Below are 18603 nucleotides of genomic sequence, written 5' to 3' on the forward strand. Positions count from 1 at the left end.
AGACGCCTCGTGCCGAGATTTGCCGCCAACCTATCGTTTCTCTACCCGGAGGTGCCGCTGATCGAGCGCATCGGCAAGGCAGCGGCCGACGGCTTCGGTGCCGTCGAATACGTGTCTCCCTACGAGCTGGACAAGGACGTGATCGCCGACGCGCTGACCGAGACCGGCGTGGTGCAGGCTTTGTTCAACCTGCCGCCGGGCGACTGGGCGGCCGGCGAGCGCGGCATCGGCTGCCTGCCGGACCGGGTGGAGGAGTTCCGCCGCGGGATCGACACCGCCATCGACTACGCCAAGGCGCTGAAGTGCCCCACCGTGAACTGCCTCGCCGGCCTCGCGCCGACTGGCGCTGATGCGGCCGAGCTCGACCGGACGCTGGCCGACAACCTCGCCTACGCCGCGCCGCGGCTGGCGGATGCCGGCATCGCGCTGGTGTTCGAGCCGATCAACCGGCGCGACATGCCGACCTACCACGTGTCGACCACCGACCACGCCGAGCGCATCATGGCCATGGCGGGCGTCGACAACCTCAAGATCCAGTACGATTTCTACCACATGCAGATCTCGCAGGGGGATCTGATCCCGACCTTCGAGCGCCTGTTCGACCGCATCGGGCATGTGCAGGTCGCCGACAATCCGGGACGCAATGAGCCCGGCACCGGCGAGATCAACTACGGCTTCATCTTCGCCGAACTCGACCGGCTCGGCTACGCCGGCTGGGTCGGCTGCGAATACAAGCCGAAGACCACAACGACTGCGGGGCTCGGCTGGATGGCCCCTTATCTGCGGAGGGCCTGAGCCATGAAGATCGGATTTATCGGACTGGGCGTGATGGGTCGCCCCATGGCCGGGCACCTCATTGCCGGCGGACACGAACTGTTCGTGCACCGGGTGAAGCCGGTCTCCCAACATCTTGTGGATGCTGGCGCCAATCCGGTCGACAGCGCGAGGGAAGCGGCGGCTGCCGCAGACGTCGTCATCCTCATGGTGCCGGACACGCCGGACGTGGAAGCTGTGCTGTTCGGCCCGGACGGTGTTGCCGAGGGCATCAAGTCCGGCTCTCTGGTGATCGACATGAGCTCGATCTCTCCGGTCGCGACCAAGACCTTCGCGGCGCGGTTGGCCGAAAAGGGCGTCGACTATCTCGATGCCCCCGTGTCTGGCGGGGAAGTGGGCGCCAAGAACGCGGCTCTGACCATCATGGTCGGCGGCAGCGAGGCGGCCTTCGAGCGCGCCCTGCCGCTGTTCCAGTTGATGGGCAAGAACATCACCCGCGTGGGCGGCGTCGGCGACGGCCAGACCGCCAAGGTCGCCAACCAGATCATCGTGGGCCTCACCATCGAGGCGGTGGCCGAGGCGATGCTGTTCGCCAAGCAGGCGGGCGCCGATCCGGCCAAGGTGCGCGAGGCGCTGATGGGCGGCTTTGCCTCCTCGCGTATCCTCGAGCTGCATGGGGAACGCATGGTCAAGCGCACCTTCGATCCGGGCTTCCGCATCCGCCTCCACCGCAAGGATCTGGCGCTGGCGCTCGATGCTGCCCGCGCACTGGAGGTTGCGCTGCCCAACACCGCCGCCACCGCGCAGTTGATGAACGCAGCCCTGGCGCTCGGGGATGGCGACAAGGACCATTCCGCCCTGATCCGCACGCTTGAAACCATGGCCGGCGCCAGCGCCGACTGACCTGATTACCCATCGAGGGAGCTCCCGCGGCGTCGGCTCGGCGCCGCCCGGCTTCCTGTTGTCCGGAGACTACCCGCAATGCCGCTCGACAAGCTGCCGCAAACCCCGTTCGGTGCCGTCTATTTCCGCAAGTCCAACCCGCCGCGGGAGGATTGGGAGCGCGACTATGGCGTCGCCTCCCAGGACGGGCTCAACGTCTTCCGGCACTGGTTCATGTGGTCGGCCATCGAGCGCCGCCCGGGCGTCTACGATTGGGATGATTATGATAGGCAGATGGACCTCGCCGCCAAAAACGGCATCAAGACCGTCATCGCCGAACTCACCCACACCGTGCCCGACTGGGCGTGGCGCAAGTTTGGCCATGCCCGCGTGATCCGGGCGGACGGCCGCGAACTCGAGCCGATCATGGGCGTCAGCGCGGCCGTGGGCGGCTTTGCCCATAATGGCGGTGGCGCCGGCTCGCTGACCATGAACTGCCCCGAGGTGAAGGAGGCAGCGGGCGCCTTCCTCACCGCGCTCGCCACCCGCTACAAGGGCCATCCGGGGCTCCTCGGCTACGACGTCTGGAACGAGGTCAACTACTCGGCCGATGTCGACTATTCCGAGTGGATGCAGGCCGATTTCCGCCGCTGGCTGCAGGGGAAATACGGCACGCTCGATGCCCTGGCAGAGGCCTGGTACCGCTATTCCCACGCCGAGTGGGACGACATCCAGGCCCCGCGCGAAGTCGCCGCCTATCCGCAGAACCTCGACTGGCTCGAGTTCAAGAAGGCCAATTACTACGACCAGATGCAGTGGCGCATCGACACCATCCGCGCCGTCGACCAGGACTGCCTGATCGCCGCCCACGGCGTCGGCGGGGCCATCCCCAACATGGCCTCCAACGGCTCCGACGACTGGCTCGCCGCCTCCAAGGTGGAACTCTACGGCCTCACCTGGGTACCCGGCCGCCGCGGCTTCAAGCCCTGGCAGAACTTCTTCGGCCCCGACCTCACCCGGGCCGCTGCCCGCGGCAAGAAATGGTGGCACGCCGAGCGGCCCGGCGGGCCGCTGTGGATGCAGCCGCAGGTGCTCGGCCGCGACAAGGAAGATGCGCGCGTCATGGAGCCGGAGGACATCCGCCTGCTCACCATGACGTCGTTCGCCGCCGGCGCCACCGGTGTGCTGAACCTGCGCTACCGGCCGCTGCTCGACGGCCCCCTGTTCGGCGCCTTCGGCTCCTACGGCATGGACGGCAGCCGCACCCCGCGCTCCGACATGGCCAGCGACCTCGCCAAATGGGCCAATGCCCCCGAGCAGCAACGACTGTTCTCCGCCCGCCCAGTCAAGGGCGACATCGGCCTCCTCGTGATCCCCGAAGCGCAGGCCTGGGATTACCTCCTTAGCCACAAGCACTCTCCCGAAACCTACCGGCAAGCGATGTGGGGTGCCTATCGCGGCTTCTTCGACAATGGCGTGCAGGCCGACTGGGTCCACATCGACGATATCGCCGGCTACGACGTCCTCTACGCGCCATACCCGATCTCGATGACCAGCCAGACCGCCGCAGCGCTGCGGGCTTGGGTGGAGCAGGGGGGCACACTGATCTCCGAGGCGACCCCGGGCTATTTCGGCGATCGCGGCAAGGTCGGCACGGTGCAGCCGAACCATGGCCTCGATGCCGTCTTCGGCGTGCGGGAGGACGAGGTCGAGTTCATGCCGGACATCGGTGACCGCATCAGCTTCGACTTCCGCGGCCAGCCGGTCCGCGGCGGCGGGTTCCTGCAGTCCTATACGCTTCTTGCCGGCGGCAAGGCGCTTGGCGCCTTCAGCGACGGCAGGACGGCCGTGGTGGAACACGAGTTCGGGCAGGGTCGCACCCTGCTGGTCGGCACGCATCCGGGCGTCGGCTATTTCACCAGGAGCGAAGCCAACAACCTTGCCTACTTTGCCGGTGTGCTCGACTGGGCCGGCCGCAAGCCGCGCGTGACGCTCTCCGACAACCGCCTGCAGGCCCGCCTACACCAAGATGGCAACCGTCAGGTGCTGTGGCTCCTCAATCCCACGCGAGAGACTGCAACGGTCTCAGTTGATGTCGATGGCGAACGAGTAACCGCCGGTACTGTGTACTGGCCGGTCAACTTCGAACCTAACAGCGGCAACTTCACCGTCGCTCCTCGTGACGTTCTCATCATCGAACGACAGCAACCATAACCAGCCGCGAGAGCAACGTTAGGTTGTGTTATTCTGACGGAGGCACTATCAGCAGCCGCTAAACGGGGGACTGCAATTGACGCGCGTCACACTAGCCACCATCGCCGAGAAAACCGGGCTGTCGAAATTTGCCGTTTCGCGGGCGCTGTCCGGCAAGAGCGGGGTCAGCGAAGAGACGCGGCGTCTGGTGCAGTCGGTTGCGGCTGATCTCGGCTATCTGCGGCCGGTGCAGGACAGCACCCCCAACGTGCTCGGCATCGTCTTCCACGATACCGACCTCGTGAACTCGGAACTCCAGGTGCTGGTACAGTCAGGCTTCCAGAGCGAGGCCGCCCGCCGCGGCTACCAGGCCCGCATGATCTGGACACACCTGCCGGACGAGGTGGAGGCGTTTGCCCGCACCTGCGCCGGCGTGTCGATGGTGGGGCCGCACCTCAAGGAGAGCAAGTACCGGATCAAGGAACTCGGTATTCCGCTGTCGCTCAATGGCTGGATCGACCCGCTCGAGCGCTTCGACATGGTGCACGGTACCGACCACGAATCCGGCGCCGCCGTCGCCAATTATCTGATCGGGCTCGGCCATCGTCGCATCGCCTATGTGCAGGGCTCGGCCAATTACCGCGGTCGCGTCGAGCGCCTCTACGGGCTGCGCGAGGTGGTGGAGCAGCACCCCGACGTCGAGCTGCGCCAGCTCACCTTCGATTCCGAGAAGATGTTCATGGGCTGCTTCCGCGAGCTGCTGGACGAAGGCTTCAATCCCACAGCCTTCTTCTGCGCCCATGACGGGCTGGCCCTGACCGCCATGTCCGAACTGATGGGCATGGGCTACAAGATCCCGCACGATGCCACGGTGATCGGCTTCGGCGACTTCTCCGCCGCCACCCAGATCACCCCCAACCTCACCACGGTGAAAACACAGGGTCAGGAGATCGGCGCCGGGCTGGCGCGCGTGCTCGATGATCGCATCCACCAGCGCATCAACCCCAGCGTGCCGGTTCGCGTGATGCTCTGCGGCCACCTGATCGAGCGGCAATCCTCCGGCCCCGCTCCTGCTTCGGCGACCGCAGCCAAGCGCCTTGCCGCTGCAGGCTAGTGCAGGGTTACCAGACCCGCGGCGTTGCGGAACTCGGCCGGGCGGATCAGCCCGGCATGGGCCACCGTCACCGAATGGAGCTTGCCCTCGATCTCGCGCGACCAGAAATCGAGGAACGCCTTCAACTCTGGAAACTGCGGTGCGAGGTCGTATTCCTGCCAGACGAACAGTTGCAGCAGCGACGGCTGGTCCGGCAGATGGTAGTGGATCTGCGCCGTGGTGAGGCCATAGCCCGCCATCTGCTTGAGAAAGGCACGATCGGTCATGACAGGGAGTCCCTTGCTGGTTCACTCCCGAATAGGCGAGCACAAACAGGTGCTTGACACAAATCAGCACTCCCATTCAGGGAGTGCCAAAATTTTCGCACTGCACCTCTTGAACCGGCTTTTGCCCCTCCTAAGTTGATGATCGCTTCCTCCCGGGGATGCCGGGGGAAGCTCCGTCATTGTCTCTATGTGGAGGTTGGACCATGGGACTTCGTCCCCTGCACGACCGTGTGGTCGTTCGCCGTATCGAGGCCGATCAGAAGTCCGCCGGCGGCATCATCATCCCCGACACTGCCAAGGAAAAGCCGTCTGAAGGCGAAGTCGTCGCCGTCGGCGCCGGCGCCCGCAACGAAAAGGGCGAGATCGTCGCCCTGGACGTCAAGGTCGGTGACCGCGTGCTCTTCGGCAAGTGGAGCGGCACCGAGGTGCGCCTCGATGGCGAAGACCTGCTGATCATGAAGGAAAGCGACATCCTCGGCATCATCGAGGCTGCCGAACCGGCCCGAAAGGCCGCCTGAGTCACAGTCATTCGTTAGGGAGCAGAAAGCAGAAAATGGCTGCCAAGGAAGTCAAGTTCTCGGCCGATGCGCGCGAAAAGATGCTGCGCGGCGTGGACACGCTTGCGAATGCGGTCAAGGTGACCCTCGGTCCCAAGGGCCGCAACGTGGTCATCGAAAAATCCTTCGGGGCACCGCGCATCACCAAGGATGGCGTGAGCGTCGCCAAGGAAGTCGAACTCGAAGACAAGTTCGAGAACATGGGCGCACAACTGGTGCGCGAAGTCGCCTCCAAGACCAATGATCTGGCCGGCGATGGCACCACCACCGCAACCGTGCTGGCCCAGGCCATCGTCAAGGAAGGCGCCAAGGCGGTTGCCGCCGGCATGAACCCGATGGACCTCAAGCGCGGCATCGACCTTGCGGTGAACAAGGTGGTCGAAGACCTCAAGAGCCACGCCAAGAAGGTCACCGCCAACAGCGAGATCGCCCAGGTGGGCACCATTTCGGCCAACGGCGATGCCGAAATCGGCCGGTTCCTCGCCGAGGCGATGGAGAAGGTCGGCAATGACGGCGTGATCACCGTCGAAGAAGCCAAGACGGCCGAGACCGAACTCGAAGTGGTCGAGGGCATGCAGTTCGACCGGGGCTATCTCTCGCCCTATTTCGTCACCAACTCCGAGAAGATGCGGGTCGAACTCGAAGACCCCTACATCCTGCTCCACGAGAAAAAGCTCTCCAATCTCCAGGCCTTGCTGCCCGTTCTTGAATCGGTTGTTCAGTCGGGCAAGCCGCTGCTGATCGTGGCCGAAGATGTGGAAGGCGAGGCGCTCGCGACTCTGGTCGTCAACCGCCTGCGCGGCGGCCTCAAGGTCGCGGCCGTCAAGGCGCCGGGCTTCGGCGACCGCCGCAAGGCCATGTTGGAAGACATCGCCATCCTCACCGGCGGCAACGTCATCTCCGAAGAGTTGGGCATCAAGCTCGAGAACGTGACGCTCAACATGCTCGGCACCGCCAAGAAGGTGGTGATCGAGAAGGAGAACACCACCATCGTCAACGGTGCCGGCTCCAAGGAAGACATCCAGGGCCGCGTCAACCAGATCAAGGCGCAGATCGAGGACACCACCTCCGACTACGATCGCGAGAAGCTGCAGGAGCGCCTGGCCAAGCTCGCCGGCGGTGTTGCCGTGATCCGCGTTGGTGGTGCCACCGAAATCGAGGTGAAGGAGAAGAAGGACCGCGTCGACGACGCCCTTCATGCCACCCGCGCCGCCGTTGAAGAGGGCATCCTGCCGGGCGGCGGCGTGGCGCTGCTCCGCTCGCTCAAGGCCCTCGAAGGCCTTCAGGGCGCCAACCAGGACCAGCAGGCCGGTATCGACATCGTCCGCCGCGCCATTCAGGCGCCGGCCAAGCAGATCGCCGTCAATGCCGGTGCCGATGGCTCGATCATCACCGGCAAGCTCCTGGAGAAGGACGAGTACAACTGGGGCTACAACGCCGCCACCGGCGAGTACCAGGACCTGGTGTCGGCCGGCGTGATCGACCCGGCCAAGGTGGTGCGCACCGCGCTCGAGGACGCCGCCTCGGTGTCCTCGCTGCTGATCACCACCGAAGCCATTGTGGTGGAAAAGCCCAAGAAGGAGGCCGCGCCGGCCATGCCGGGCGGTGGCATGGACTTCTAGTTTCGTCCTTCAGCAACTGCACAAGGGGCCCGTTCGGGCCCCTTGTCGTATGCGCCAGCACCGGATTGGGCTATGACGGCGGTGTCTGTCAGTGTGCCCGAAAGAGAGTCGGCATGAGTCTCGATACTGCCCTCGACTACGCCTTCGAGCTGGTGGACGCCGCGATCAGTGCCGGCCGAATTCCCGGTGGTGTGTTGGGTGTCGTCGATGCTGCCGGAAACCGCGCGGTTCGCGTGGCCGGCGCGGCGCAGACGGTGCCGCATCGCTGGCCGATGGAGGAGGGCACCTGGTTCGATCTCGCCTCGCTCACCAAGGTGCTGTTCACCATGCCCCGCATCCTGGCGCTGGCCGAACAGGGCAAGCTCGATCTCGATGCACCGCTCACCAGCGCCATCCCCGATTTCGTGCAGTACAATCCGGACAACTGGCAGCGCAAGATCACCTTCCGCCAGTGCCTTGGCCACCAGACGCCGTTCCCGGGCGTGTTTCCGCTCTATACCTACGGCACCGACCCGAACCTGCTGCGCCATTTCGTGCTGCAGCGCGATTGGGAAGCCGGGCCCGCAGTCTATTCCGACATCAACTTCATCCTGCTCGGCATCGCCATCGAGCGGCTCGAAGGCCAGACCATTCGGGCCATCGACCCGGGTGCGGGCTTCGCCTGGTCTGCCGATCCGTCCTCCTCGGCCGCCACGGAACACTGCCCGTGGCGCGGCCGGGTTCTTGTCGGTGAGGTACATGACGAGAACTGCGCTGCGCTCGAAGGCTCCGGCCATGCCGGCCTGTTCGGCACCGTCTCCTCGGTCCTGGGCTTCGCCCATGGCGTGCTCGCCGGCACCACGGTTTCCCCATCCGCCGTCGAACTGATGCGCACGCCGCTTTCGGCGCGCCGCACCCATGGCTGGGAGCGGCCCTATGAAGGCTGGTCGGGAGGGGAGCTGTGCTCACCCGAGACCATCGGCCATACCGGCTTCACCGGCACCGGCCTCTGGATCGACTTCGCCCGTGGCCGCGCCTGGACGCTGCTGACCAACCGCGTCCATCCCACCCGACATTTCGACAGCGGCATCTTCGCGCTGCGCCGCGCGGTCGGCGACCGCATCAACCAGCACTGAGGCTCACTATGGAACCGATCTGGGCCGTCGGCCTGATGACCGGCACCGCCCTTGACGGCTTTGTCGACGTGGCCCTGCTCAAGACCGACGGCGAAACGGTGGAGCAGTTCGGCCCCTACGAGCTGATGCCCTATGGCGAGGATCTGCGCTCCGTGCTGGAGGCGACCCTTGCCGCCGCCCGCACCTGGAACTTCGACGGGCCCGAGCCAGCGATCTTCGCCGAGGCCGAAGCGGCGCTCACCCGCGCCCAGGCCGATGCCGTCCGCCGCTTCGTCGAGGGCCGCGGCATGCGGCTATCGGAGATTGGCGTCGTCGGTTTCCACGGTCAGTCCGTGCTCCACCGCGCTCCGACCGCCGAGCGCCAGGGCGACACCCGCCAGCTCGGCGATGGCGGATTGATGCACCAACTGCTCGGCGTTCGCGTCGCCTATGACTTCCGCACCGCCGATGTGCGCGCCGGAGGGCAGGGCGCTCCCCTTGCCGCCATCTACCATCAGGCCCTGCTCCGCGGCCTCGGCGCGCGCGGCGAAACTGCCGTGCTTAATCTCGGCGGCGTTGCCAACGTCACCTGGTGGGATGGCGCCGACCGTCTGGTCGCCTTTGACACCGGCCCGGCCAACGCGCCCATCAACGACTTCGTCAAGGCAATGGGGGCCGGCGATATGGATCGCGACGGCGCCCTGGCACTAAGCGGCACGGTGGACGAGGCGCGGCTGACCGAACTCCTCGAGCATCGCTATCTCATGGCGCCCTGGCCGAAATCGCTCGACCGCTTCGACTTCACTGCTGCCATGGCCGATGGCCTGGACCTCACCACCGGCGCTGCGACCCTCACCGCCTTCACCGCCGCCGCCGTCGGCTGCGGGCTCGACCTCTTGCCCGAGCGGCCGAACCGCCTGATCGTCTGTGGTGGTGGCCGGCACAATCCGGCGATCATGCGCATGCTGAACGAGCGTGCCGGTGTCGACGCGGTTCCGGCGGAGGCCGTAGGCTGGCGCGGCGACGCCATCGAAGCCGAATGCTTCGCCTTCCTCGCCGCCCGCGTCCTGCGCTGCCTGCCGATCAGCTTCCCCACCACCACCGGCGCCCCGCACCCACTGACGGGCGGACGGGTGGCGGGCTGAAGCCGAGAATCCTGGCTTCCTCTGTCACCACCGGGCTTGTTCCGGTGGTCCATTCACTGAAAGGAAGTCTACTCCGCCAGCACTCGCACGAAGTGGTTGTCGCCGAACTGCCGCGTCTCGTCCTGCGGCAGCGCCGAGCGGCGGCGAATGTCGTCCACCTGGCTCAACTCGTCCGGAGCGGACTGGTCGAAGCGGCGGTCGGGGTCCGGCACCGCCGCCAGCAGCAGCCGCGTATAGGGGTGCTGGGGGTTGCCGAGCACGCTGTCGGTGGCACCCCATTCAACGATCTGGCCGGCATACATCACCATGATGTCCTCGGCGACGTAGCGTGCCGTGGCGATGTCGTGGGTGATGTAGAGCAGCGCCAACTGCTCCTCGGCCTTCATTGCGTTGAGCAGGTTGAGAATGCCGAGCCGCACCGACACGTCGAGCATCGAGGTCGGCTCGTCGGCGACGATCACCTGCGGATTGACGGCCAGCGCCCGCGCGATGCTGATGCGCTGCCGCTGCCCGCCCGACAACTCGTGCGGGAATTTCGGCATCACCAGCTTCGGATCGAGCTTCACCCGCGCCAGCAACTCCTCCACCGCCGCCTTTCGCCCCGGCCCGCTCAACTCCGGCTGGTGCAGCCGCAGCGGCCGCTCCAGGTGGTAGCGGATGGTGTGGGCCGGGTTCAGTGACGAGAACGGATCCTGGAACACCATCTGCACGGCGGAACGGTAGGCCTTCAGTGCCTTGCGACCCGCCTTGCCCAGCGGTTCGCCGCGGAACAGGATCTGCCCGTCGTCAGGCGTGTATTCGCGCATGATCAGCCGCGCCGCCGTGGTCTTGCCCGAGCCGGACTCCCCCACCAGCGCCAGCGTCCGCCCGGCATGAAGTCCGAACGACACCGATCGCGCCGCATAGACGGCACTGTCGCCGCGGCCGAACACCTTCGACACCCGTTCGAGCGCGAGAATGGGTGACGCGCCGCTCATGCTTCGGCTCCTGCGCTGATCTGCTCGCCATGCAGCCGCGGCATCGAGGCCCACAGCCGCTTGGTATAGGGGTGCTGCGGGGCCCGGTAGATGGTCTGGGCGTCGTTTACCTCCACCAGCTCGCCTTCGAGCATGATGCCGATGCGGTCGCTGACCTGCACCATCAGGCCGAGATCGTGGGTGATGAACAGCACCGAGAAGCCGAGCTGCTTCCGCAACACGTCGATCCGCTGCAAAATTTCGCGCTGCACCACCACATCGAGCGCCGTGGTCGGCTCGTCCATGATCAGCAGCTTCGGGTTGAGCGCGAGGCACATGGCGATCACCGTGCGCTGCCGCATCCCGCCCGACATCTGGTGCGGGTAGGCACTCAGCCGCTCCGGCGAGATATCGACCAGCTTCAGCAGCTCCGCCGCCCGCTCCCGCGCCTCCGCCCGGCTCGCGCCGGTATGAGCATGGAGCACGTCGTAGAACTGCGCCTCCACGGTCAGCACCGGGTTCAGCGAGTTCATCGCGCTCTGGAACACCATCGCCACCTCGCTCCAGCGGAAGCGGCGCAGCGCCTCGTCCTCGAGCGCCAGCACGTCGCGCCCGCCCACCAGAATCCGGCTGCCGGTGCGGATCAGGGCAGGGGGCCGATGCAGCCGGCTCACGGCAAAGGCAATGGTGGATTTCCCGCACCCCGACTCCCCCGCGAGCCCGAAGAACTCGCCCGGCGCGATGTCGAAGCTCACATCCTTGACGGCATGGAAGTCGCCCTCGGCGCCCACATAGTCGATGCTGAGGTTGCGGACGGACAGAACCGGTTCGCTCATAGCTTGCCCTCCCCGAGCCGCACCATCCGCGTCCACCGGTTCAGCATGCCGCCGGTCCTGAGCCGCGGATTGGCGATCTCGTCGATGGCGAAGTTGATCAGCGCCAACCCGAGGCCCAGCAGTGCCAGCGCAAAGCACGGCGCCAACAGGTCCCACCACGCGCCGACCGACAGCGCCGAGGCGTTCTGCGCATTGTAGAGCATGATCCCCCACGACACCGTGTTGGGGTCGCCGAGCCCCAGGAACTCCAGCGTCGCCTCGGTGATCACCGCGAAGATGACGCTGCCGATGAAGTTGATGCCGACAATGGAGATCAGGTTCGGGAAGATCTCCAGCGCCATGATCCGCCATCCCGGCTCGCCCAGCATCTCCGCTGATTTGACGAAATCCCGCTGCCGGATCGACAGCGTCTCGGCGCGCGTCACCCGCACGCCCCAGGCCCAGGAGGTGAGCCCCAGGATCACGGCGATCACCAGCGGGCTCGCCTGGCCGATGAACGCCGCCAGCACCAGCAGCAGCGGCAGGTTCGGCACCACCAGCACCATGTTGGTGAAGAAGTTGATGACCTCGTCGACGACGCCGCCCTTGTAGCCGGCAATGATGCCCAGCACCGTGCCGATGATCGTGATCATCAGCCCGGCGCCGAAGCCGACCGCCAGCGACACCCGCGCGCCATGCACCAGCCGCGAGAACACGTCGTGCCCGAGCCGCGTGGTGCCCAGCCAGTGCTCCCACGAGGGGGTCTGGTGTGGCCGGCCGACCCGGCGTACCGGGCTGTATTCGGTCAGGAACGGCGCGAAGATCGCCACCAGCACGATCAGCGTCAGGATGGCGAGGCCCACCACCGCCTTGCGGTTGTGCAGAAGCTGCTTGAGAAGCGCCATGGGTCAGGCCCTCTTCAGCCGCGGATCGAGCAGCACATAGCTCAGATCGACAATGAAATTGGAGACCAGCATCGCAGCGGTCATGATCAGCAACTGCCCCTGGATCACCGGATAGTCACGCGCCAGGATCGCCTGGTAGAGCGTGTTGCCGAGCCCGGGATAGTTGAACACCACCTCGGTCACCAGCGAGCCGCCGAGCACCGTGCCGATGGCGATGGCGAGGCTCGAGATCGTCGGCAACAGCGCATTGCGCGCCGCGTACCACAGCATCACCAGCGTGTCGGAGAGCCCCTTGGCGCGGCCCATGACGATGTAGTCCTCGCCAAGCAGGTTGATCATGTTGTTGCGCATGGTCACCGCGAACCCGCCGGTGAGGACGATCACCATCGTCAGCATCGGCAGGGTGCCATGGTAGATGACGCTCGAAATGTACGGCCAGCTAAACGCCGGATCGAGCATGGGGTCGGCGGCATAGCCGTTGGGGAACCAGCGCAGCGTGTAGCCGAACACGAACAGCACCAGCAGCGATACGACGACCGCCGGCACCGAGCTCGAGAAGATCGCCGACATCGACACGATCGAGTCGAACAGCGTGCCGCGCCGCCAGGCCGCCATGATGCCCATCAACGTGCCGAGGGTGAAGCTGACCAGCGTGGCGATCCCCACCAGCCCCAGCGTCCACACCAGCGCGCGTGCGAGCAGTTCGGTGACCGGCAGTGGGAAATACTTGATCGAGCGGCCGAGGTCGCCGGTGAACACGCTCTGCATATAGGCCAGGTATTGCTCATGCAGCGGCGCATCGATGAAGCCGAAGGTGAGCTTCAGCGCATTGAGGTTCTCGAGCGACAGCTCCGAACCGGCGCTGGCGAACATGATCTGGATCGGATCGCCCGGCATCAGCCGCGGCAGGAAGAAATTGATGGTGGCGGCAGCCAGGAACGCTGCCAGGTAGAACGCCAGCCGCCGGAGCAGAAAGGCCATTTTTGCTTTTTTCTCCTTCGCGGCGATCACCACCCGCGTCATCCCCGCGCAGGCGGGGATCCATTCTTGCCGGAGCGTTCCAAGAGTGGATTCCCGCCTGCGCGGGGCTGACGCCGGAATGAGCTACGTCATCGGTAGTCGCGTCTGGCGGGAGCGCAAGGGCTCGCTCCCGCCAAACTCTGGGTCACTCCGTCACAGGCTCGAGGTCGAGCAACTGCAACAGGCGTGCCGGGTTGGTGACCGAGACCACCGGGGAGTATTTCGGGTTCTCGGCATCGGCCCAGCCGGTCCAACGGGTGGTGTTGTACTGGTAGAAGGCCGGGCTGTTGTAGAGCGGGATGATCGGCAGAGCCTCCGCGACCAACAGTTGCACCTGGTCCATGATCGCCTTCTGCTCGGCCGGATCCTTGATCTGGGTGTACTGGCCCAGCAGTTCGACCACTTCGGCGTTCTCCCAATGCGGGGCAGTGAAGCGGCTCTTGCCGAAGTCTTCGGGGTTGAACGAGCGGATATAGGGCAGGTACGGGTCGGCCGCTGCCGCGAGGGCGTTGAGCGTCAGCTCGAAATTGCCGGCGATGAGGTCCGAGGTCCACACCGCGGCTTCCGGCGTCGACATCGAGACGTTGATGCCGGCTTCCGTCAGGGTTTCCATCGCGATCTGGACCGCATCGATCCAGTCGGTCCAGCCATTGGGAACCTTGAAGTCGAGTTCGATCGGCGTGCCGTCCGGATTGTCGCGGAAGCCATCGCCATCGGCGTCGACATAGCCGGACTCTTCCAGGAGCGCGATGCCGGCTTCGAGGTCGAAGCGGCCATACTGGCCGAACTGCGTCTCGACTTCCGGATTGGCGAACGAGGCATAGAGCTCGCCCAGACCCGACGGGTCCTCATTGACCAGCGGATAGCCGTAGCCGGCGATGTCGACGATGGTCTGCCGGTCGACCAGCATGCTGATGGCGCGGCGGAAATTCACGTCGTTGAAGGCCTTGCGGGCGTTCTCGTCGGGCGAAATCTGCGACATCTGCAGCGACACCAGGCTCGACGGCGTGAACCAGTAGTGGTGGTGCTCCGGGTCCTTGGCGACGAAGGTGTTGTCGATGTCGGGGATGAAGCTGGTGCCCCAGTCGAGGCTTCCTTCGGCCAGCGCGGCGAGCACCTGCGGGTTGTCGGCGAGCTGCGGCATGCGCAGGCAGTCGACCTCGAGGTTCTCCGCATCCCAGTAGTGCGGGTTGCGGCACTGCTCATAGACCTGCGGGGTGAAGCGGGTGATCTCGGTCATCGGGCCGGAGCCGACCGGGTTCTCGTTGGCGAAGGTCACCGGATCCTCGACCTCGGACCAGATGTGCTCCGGCACGATCGGCATGCCGACAATGGTGTTGGCGATCAGCGAGTTTGGCTCGTTGAGGTTGAAGCGCACCGTGCGCTCATCGAGCTTCTCCACCGAAGCGAGCTGCGGCGTGATGGAGATGAAGTCCAGGGCCGGGAACTGCTTGATGTAGTCGTAGGTGAAGATCACGTCGTTGGCGGTGAACGCCTCGCCGTCGGACCACTTCAGGCCCTCACGCAGGGTGAAGGTGATCGACTTGAGGTCGTCGGCCAGTTCGTAGCTCTCGGCCAGGCGGTAGTTCGGCTCGTTGGCCTTGAGGCGGTTGAACACCACCAGCGGCTCGTACATGAAGTCGAGCGTGGTGTAGCGGGCCGAGGTCTGGCTGAACGGGTTGAAGTTGCGCACGAAGGTGGTGACCTGCTCGGAAGCCAGGGTCAGCACGTTGCCGCTGTCCTGTGCGCTGGCCGGCATCGCGACCGATGCCAGAAGACCGACGGCGGCGGCCGTCAGCAGCGATGTTCTGATCATTGTTCTCTGTCTCCTCTGTGCGGCCGCCTCAGGCGAGGCCGTGCTCCGAAAAAATGCGTTCCACCTCGGCGTGGAGTGCCAGGACATCCACGCGCTTGTTCCCGAGCCTCGTTTGGGCGCGGTTGATGCGTGCGAGGCTGTCGTCGGTCAGCGGTCCCGCCGCCTTCGCCGCCGCCTCGCTGGCGGCAAGATCGCCCTGGCTGTGCAGGGCAATGTCGTAGCCGGCATCGAGCGCGGCACGCACGCGCTCCGGCCAGCTTCCCTTGAGTGCCTCCATGGTGAGGCAGTCGGTGATCAGCACGCCATCATAGCCGAGCTGCTGTCGAATCAACTGGCACACCAGCGGCGACACCGAGGCCGGCCGCTCGGTATCGATGCGGGTGAAGATCAGGTGCGCGACCATGGCCCAGGGCGCATCCTTGAGCGCGATGAACGGGCGGAAGTCCGTGCCCATGAGGTCGTCCACCTCTGCATCCACCACCGGGCAGTCGAAATGGGGGTCCACCGTCACCCGTCCATAACCGGGGATGTGCTTGATGATCGGCATCTCGCCGACCTCCAGCATCGCCTCGACCACCACGCGGCCGAGTTCGGCCACCAGTTCGGGGTCGTCGCCAAAGGCCCGCTGGCCGATCACGTCATGCGTGCCCTTGCGCGCCAGGTCGACCACCGGCGTCGTGCCGCTGCCGATCCCGAGCTCGGCCATCATCGAGCCCATGGCCAGCGTCGACTGGCGCAGCGCGTGCTTGCCGGCCTCGAGATCCTTGCGGGCGAGGGCGCCGAAGCTGCCGAGGCTCCGGAACAGCGGCCAGTTGCCGTTGTCGAGCCGCTGCACGCGGCCGCCTTCCTGGTCGATATAGACCGGCGCATCCTCGCGCCCCACCGCCTCGCGGAACTGCGCGCACAGCCGCCGGATCTGCTCGGGCTTGTCGAGATTGCGCTTGAACAGGAACAGCCCGAACGGGTTCGCCTCGCGGAAAAAGGCGATTTCGTCGGCCGAGAGTTCGTAGCCAGGCATGCCCACAAACAGCGCGAGCGGCGTGGTGGACGGCATGGGTCAGCCCTCCGCCTTCGGCTTCAGGCGCAGCAGGCCCTGATAGATGTCTTCATTGTCCGACGGGATCGGCATGGCGCCTGCAGCCTTGGCATAGAAGTCCACCGGCCCGGCCGAACCGATGATCGCATAGGCATAGCCATGCGCCTTCATCGCGGCGAGCGCATGGTAGAACAGCGCGACGCCGATGCCCTTGCCGCGCTGGTCCTCGCTGACCCCGGTTGGGCCGAAAAAGCCACGGGCCGTCGCGTCCCAGCAGGCAAAACCCACCAGCGCCCCGTCCACGGTGGCGATCAGGCAGCCGGGTGGCTGGTGCCCCATCGCCGCGCTGACTTCGCTCACCCAGTATTCACTGAAATGGGTGCGCACCCAGTCCTTGATGATGTGCTGCTCGGGCGGCAGCGCCGTGCGGATCACCGCCTCGACACCTTCGGCGCGCTGGCGCAGCTCTTCGAGCTTGCGGCTATAGAGATTGACGAGCAGGTCCATGGCTCAGCCCTCAACCCGCGGCGCGGGGTTTCAGCCCCGCGGCCCGGCGGAGGAACCCGTCCGCCTGTGCCAGCGCCACTTCTGCGTCGGCTGCATTCATGCCCGTCAGCGCCATCAGGATGGCCAGCTTGACGTTGTTGTTGCTGGCCGCAAGGTATTCCCGCGCCCCTTCGGGCGAGCAGCCCGTCACTTCAACCAGGATGCGAATGGCTCGAGCCATCAGCTTCTGGTTGCTGACGGAAACGTCCACCATCAGGTTCTCGTAGCTCTTGCCGATCCGGATCATGCTGGCCGTGGTCAGCATGTTGAGCACCAGCTTCTGTGCCGTGCCCGACTTGAGCCGGGTCGAGCCGGTGAGTGCCTCGGGACCCACGACCGGCGAGATGGCGACGTCCGCCAGCTTGGCGATCGCAGAACCAGGGTTGCAGGAGAGCGCCACCGTCATGGCACCGATCTCGCGGGCATATTCGAGCGCGCCGATCACATAAGGGGTGCGGCCGCTGACGGCGATTCCCACCACCACGTCCTTGGCCGAGGTCCCGACCTTTTCGAGGTCCCCGCGCCCTTGCGACGGATCGTCCTCGGCGCCTTCGATCGGGTGCCGGAGCGCCCGGTCGCCGCCGGCGATCAGGCCGACCACCATGCCTTCGGGCACCCCGAAGGTCGGCGGGCATTCCGATGCGTCGAGCACGCCGAGTCGGCCGCTGGTGCCCGCGCCGATATAGATCAGCCGCCCCCCCGCCTTGAACGCCGCGACAATGCCGTCGACCGCCTGCGCGATCTCGGGCAGCACCTTCCGCACCGCCTCGGCAACGCCTGCATCTTCGGCGTTCATGGCCGCCAGGATCTCGGCGGTGGACATCAGGTCGATCTCGACCGTGCGGGGATTGCGCGCCTCGGAGACGAGGTGTTCCAGTTCGGCGATCAGGGTGCTGGTTGCCATAAGCCTTCACTCGGGAGTGAACGGGATGCTAGGAGTGAATATTCCTAGTGTCAACGCAGCTTGGAATTTTGTATTCCACTGTGAACGGGGGAGGTGAGCCATGTCGGTGCTGAAGCTGCTGGCGGCGCAGATGGAGACGATGACGGCGGCGGATCAGCAGATCGCCCAGTTCATCATCGAGCATCCCGAGCGCATGCTCACCCTGTCCTCCGCCGCGCTCGCCGAGGCCACCGGCCGCAGCCAGTCCAGCGTCGTCAAGTTCAGCCAGAAGCTCGGTTTCCCGGGCTATCAGCAGCTCAAGCTGGCGGTGAACCGCGCCAAGACGCTCGAGGGGCACTCGCCCGCCGGCGTCATCCACGGCACCATCGAGACCGGCGAAAGCTACCCCACGCTGGTGCAGAAGCTGATCGGCAGCAAGCTCCTCGCCATGCGCGAGACCGCCGCCGCCAACTCCCAGGAGCGCATGGATGCCGCCCTCGATGCGCTCACCGCCGCCCACCGGGTGCAACTGGCCGGGGTAGGGGCTTCGTCCCTGGTCGCCAAGGACTTTTCGTTCAAGCTGCTGAAGCTTGGCCGGGTCGTGCTGCTCGACAGCGACACCCACATCCAGATCTCCAATGCCGCGACGCTCGGCACCGCCGACGTGATTCTGGCGCTCTCCCATTCCGGCCGCAGCGTCGAAACACTGCGCGTCGCCGAACTGGCGCGTGAGCGGGGTGCGAAGGTGATTTCCGTCACCGGCCTGCAGCCTAACCCGCTGCGCGAACTCGCCGACATCGAATTGTTCACCGTCGCCGACGAGGAACGGGTCCGCTCCTCCGCCATCACCTCGCGCGACGCTCAGCTCATGCTGACCGACATGCTCTTCCTCCTGCTGCTCGGTCGGCAGTCGGATGCCCACGATTACATCCATCGCAGCGAATCCGCCGTGAAAGTTCTCAAGGTCCCCCGCTGATGG

At 65.8% G+C, this 18603-nt stretch carries 18 protein-coding genes; 9 read left to right on the forward strand and 9 right to left on the reverse strand.

Features of this window, described 5'->3' with window-relative positions:
- Positions 1–9 precede the first annotated feature (9 nt).
- The 4 genes from hyi to ACFSX5_RS16695 all read left to right on the forward strand — a co-directional run bounded on the left by hyi (position 10) and on the right by ACFSX5_RS16695 (position 4963).
- The gene (gene hyi, locus ACFSX5_RS16680; RefSeq protein ID WP_386834959.1) at positions 10–795 is read left to right on the forward strand and encodes a hydroxypyruvate isomerase; all 786 of its coding nucleotides are present in this window, start codon (positions 10–12) and stop codon (positions 793–795) included.
- 3 nt (positions 796–798) lie between these two features.
- Positions 799–1677: a 2-hydroxy-3-oxopropionate reductase gene (locus ACFSX5_RS16685; RefSeq protein ID WP_386834961.1), complete on the forward strand. Its 879-nt coding sequence runs from the start codon at positions 799–801 to the stop codon at positions 1675–1677.
- 78 nt (positions 1678–1755) lie between these two features.
- Entirely contained in the window at positions 1756–3870 is a 2115-nt protein-coding gene (locus tag ACFSX5_RS16690; RefSeq protein WP_386834962.1) for a beta-galactosidase, read from the forward strand.
- A 76-nt stretch (positions 3871–3946) separates the two neighbouring features.
- The gene (locus ACFSX5_RS16695; protein WP_386834963.1) at positions 3947–4963 is read left to right on the forward strand and encodes a LacI family DNA-binding transcriptional regulator; all 1017 of its coding nucleotides are present in this window, start codon (positions 3947–3949) and stop codon (positions 4961–4963) included.
- On the opposite strand, the gene ACFSX5_RS16700 is transcribed toward ACFSX5_RS16695, so the two are convergent.
- On the reverse strand, positions 4960–5229 hold the full coding sequence (locus tag ACFSX5_RS16700; RefSeq protein ID WP_386834964.1) for an usg protein: 270 nt from the start codon (positions 5227–5229) through the stop codon (positions 4960–4962). The genes ACFSX5_RS16695 and ACFSX5_RS16700 overlap by 4 nt on opposite strands.
- A 203-nt stretch (positions 5230–5432) precedes the next feature.
- Here ACFSX5_RS16700 and groES point away from each other — a divergent pair, with 203 nt between their 5' ends.
- From groES to ACFSX5_RS16720, 4 genes are all read left to right on the forward strand, one after another.
- Positions 5433–5747, forward strand: a complete 315-nt coding sequence (gene groES, locus ACFSX5_RS16705; RefSeq protein ID WP_386834966.1) for a co-chaperone GroES — start codon at positions 5433–5435, stop codon at positions 5745–5747.
- A 35-nt stretch (positions 5748–5782) separates the two neighbouring features.
- On the forward strand, positions 5783–7408 hold the full coding sequence (gene groL / locus ACFSX5_RS16710; RefSeq protein ID WP_386834967.1) for a chaperonin GroEL: 1626 nt from the start codon (positions 5783–5785) through the stop codon (positions 7406–7408).
- Positions 7409–7521: 113 nt separating this feature from the next.
- Entirely contained in the window at positions 7522–8523 is a 1002-nt protein-coding gene (locus ACFSX5_RS16715; RefSeq protein WP_386834968.1) for a serine hydrolase domain-containing protein, read from the forward strand.
- A gap of 8 nt (positions 8524–8531) precedes the next feature.
- Entirely contained in the window at positions 8532–9647 is a 1116-nt protein-coding gene (locus ACFSX5_RS16720; RefSeq protein ID WP_386834970.1) for an anhydro-N-acetylmuramic acid kinase, read from the forward strand.
- 68 nt (positions 9648–9715) lie between these two features.
- Here ACFSX5_RS16720 and ACFSX5_RS16725 read toward each other — a convergent pair whose 3' ends face one another.
- From ACFSX5_RS16725 to murQ, 8 genes are all read right to left on the reverse strand, one after another.
- Positions 9716–10624, reverse strand: a complete 909-nt coding sequence (locus ACFSX5_RS16725) for an ABC transporter ATP-binding protein (protein ID WP_386834971.1) — start codon at positions 10622–10624, stop codon at positions 9716–9718.
- A complete protein-coding gene (locus ACFSX5_RS16730) occupies positions 10621–11439 on the reverse strand; it encodes an ABC transporter ATP-binding protein (RefSeq protein ID WP_386834972.1) in 819 nt (272 codons plus the stop codon). The genes ACFSX5_RS16725 and ACFSX5_RS16730 overlap by 4 nt, the downstream gene beginning before the upstream one ends.
- Positions 11436–12323 (reverse strand): ABC transporter permease, encoded by an 888-nt coding sequence (locus ACFSX5_RS16735; protein ID WP_386834974.1) that lies wholly within the window; start codon positions 12321–12323, stop codon positions 11436–11438. Before ACFSX5_RS16735 ends, ACFSX5_RS16730 begins: the two co-directional genes overlap by 4 nt.
- A gap of 3 nt (positions 12324–12326) precedes the next feature.
- Positions 12327–13304, reverse strand: coding sequence for an ABC transporter permease (locus ACFSX5_RS16740; RefSeq protein WP_386834975.1), 978 nt, complete (start codon positions 13302–13304; stop codon positions 12327–12329).
- A gap of 184 nt (positions 13305–13488) precedes the next feature.
- The gene (locus tag ACFSX5_RS16745; RefSeq protein ID WP_386835673.1) at positions 13489–15156 is read right to left on the reverse strand and encodes an ABC transporter substrate-binding protein; all 1668 of its coding nucleotides are present in this window, start codon (positions 15154–15156) and stop codon (positions 13489–13491) included.
- A 31-nt stretch (positions 15157–15187) separates the two neighbouring features.
- Entirely contained in the window at positions 15188–16213 is a 1026-nt protein-coding gene (locus ACFSX5_RS16750; RefSeq protein WP_386834977.1) for a glycoside hydrolase family 3 N-terminal domain-containing protein, read from the reverse strand.
- 3 nt (positions 16214–16216) lie between these two features.
- Complete coding sequence (locus ACFSX5_RS16755) at positions 16217–16702, reverse strand: GNAT family N-acetyltransferase (protein ID WP_386834979.1); 486 nt, start codon at positions 16700–16702, stop codon at positions 16217–16219.
- Between the two features lie 10 nt (positions 16703–16712).
- Positions 16713–17645: an N-acetylmuramic acid 6-phosphate etherase gene (gene murQ, locus ACFSX5_RS16760; RefSeq protein WP_386834981.1), complete on the reverse strand. Its 933-nt coding sequence runs from the start codon at positions 17643–17645 to the stop codon at positions 16713–16715.
- A gap of 100 nt (positions 17646–17745) precedes the next feature.
- Between murQ and ACFSX5_RS16765 the strand changes: the two genes are divergently transcribed.
- Positions 17746–18600, forward strand: a complete 855-nt coding sequence (locus tag ACFSX5_RS16765; RefSeq protein WP_386834982.1) for a MurR/RpiR family transcriptional regulator — start codon at positions 17746–17748, stop codon at positions 18598–18600.
- The last annotated feature ends 3 nt before the right edge of the window (positions 18601–18603 follow it).

The organism is Devosia albogilva, from assembly GCF_042685625.1.
Lineage (GTDB): Bacteria > Pseudomonadota > Alphaproteobacteria > Rhizobiales > Devosiaceae > Devosia > Devosia albogilva.

What these genes read in the sequence shown, in the direction of transcription:
- groES (WP_386834966.1), top strand. Translation starts at nt 5,433, where the DNA reads ATGGGACTTCGTCCCCTGCACGACCGTGTGGTCGTTCGCCGTATCGAG.
- ACFSX5_RS16730 (WP_386834972.1), bottom strand. Translation starts at nt 11,439, where the DNA reads ATGAGCGAACCGGTTCTGTCCGTCCGCAACCTCAGCATCGACTATGTG.
- ACFSX5_RS16725 (WP_386834971.1), bottom strand. Translation starts at nt 10,624, where the DNA reads ATGAGCGGCGCGTCACCCATTCTCGCGCTCGAACGGGTGTCGAAGGTG.
- ACFSX5_RS16720 (WP_386834970.1), top strand. Translation starts at nt 8,532, where the DNA reads ATGGAACCGATCTGGGCCGTCGGCCTGATGACCGGCACCGCCCTTGAC.
- ACFSX5_RS16765 (WP_386834982.1), top strand. Translation starts at nt 17,746, where the DNA reads ATGTCGGTGCTGAAGCTGCTGGCGGCGCAGATGGAGACGATGACGGCG.
- ACFSX5_RS16685 (WP_386834961.1), top strand. Translation starts at nt 799, where the DNA reads ATGAAGATCGGATTTATCGGACTGGGCGTGATGGGTCGCCCCATGGCC.
- ACFSX5_RS16715 (WP_386834968.1), top strand. Translation starts at nt 7,522, where the DNA reads ATGAGTCTCGATACTGCCCTCGACTACGCCTTCGAGCTGGTGGACGCC.
- ACFSX5_RS16750 (WP_386834977.1), bottom strand. Translation starts at nt 16,213, where the DNA reads ATGCCGTCCACCACGCCGCTCGCGCTGTTTGTGGGCATGCCTGGCTAC.
- ACFSX5_RS16690 (WP_386834962.1), top strand. Translation starts at nt 1,756, where the DNA reads ATGCCGCTCGACAAGCTGCCGCAAACCCCGTTCGGTGCCGTCTATTTC.
- ACFSX5_RS16700 (WP_386834964.1), bottom strand. Translation starts at nt 5,229, where the DNA reads ATGACCGATCGTGCCTTTCTCAAGCAGATGGCGGGCTATGGCCTCACC.
- ACFSX5_RS16735 (WP_386834974.1), bottom strand. Translation starts at nt 12,323, where the DNA reads ATGGCGCTTCTCAAGCAGCTTCTGCACAACCGCAAGGCGGTGGTGGGC.
- groL (WP_386834967.1), top strand. Translation starts at nt 5,783, where the DNA reads ATGGCTGCCAAGGAAGTCAAGTTCTCGGCCGATGCGCGCGAAAAGATG.
- ACFSX5_RS16755 (WP_386834979.1), bottom strand. Translation starts at nt 16,702, where the DNA reads ATGGACCTGCTCGTCAATCTCTATAGCCGCAAGCTCGAAGAGCTGCGC.
- murQ (WP_386834981.1), bottom strand. Translation starts at nt 17,645, where the DNA reads ATGGCAACCAGCACCCTGATCGCCGAACTGGAACACCTCGTCTCCGAG.
- ACFSX5_RS16740 (WP_386834975.1), bottom strand. Translation starts at nt 13,304, where the DNA reads ATGGCCTTTCTGCTCCGGCGGCTGGCGTTCTACCTGGCAGCGTTCCTG.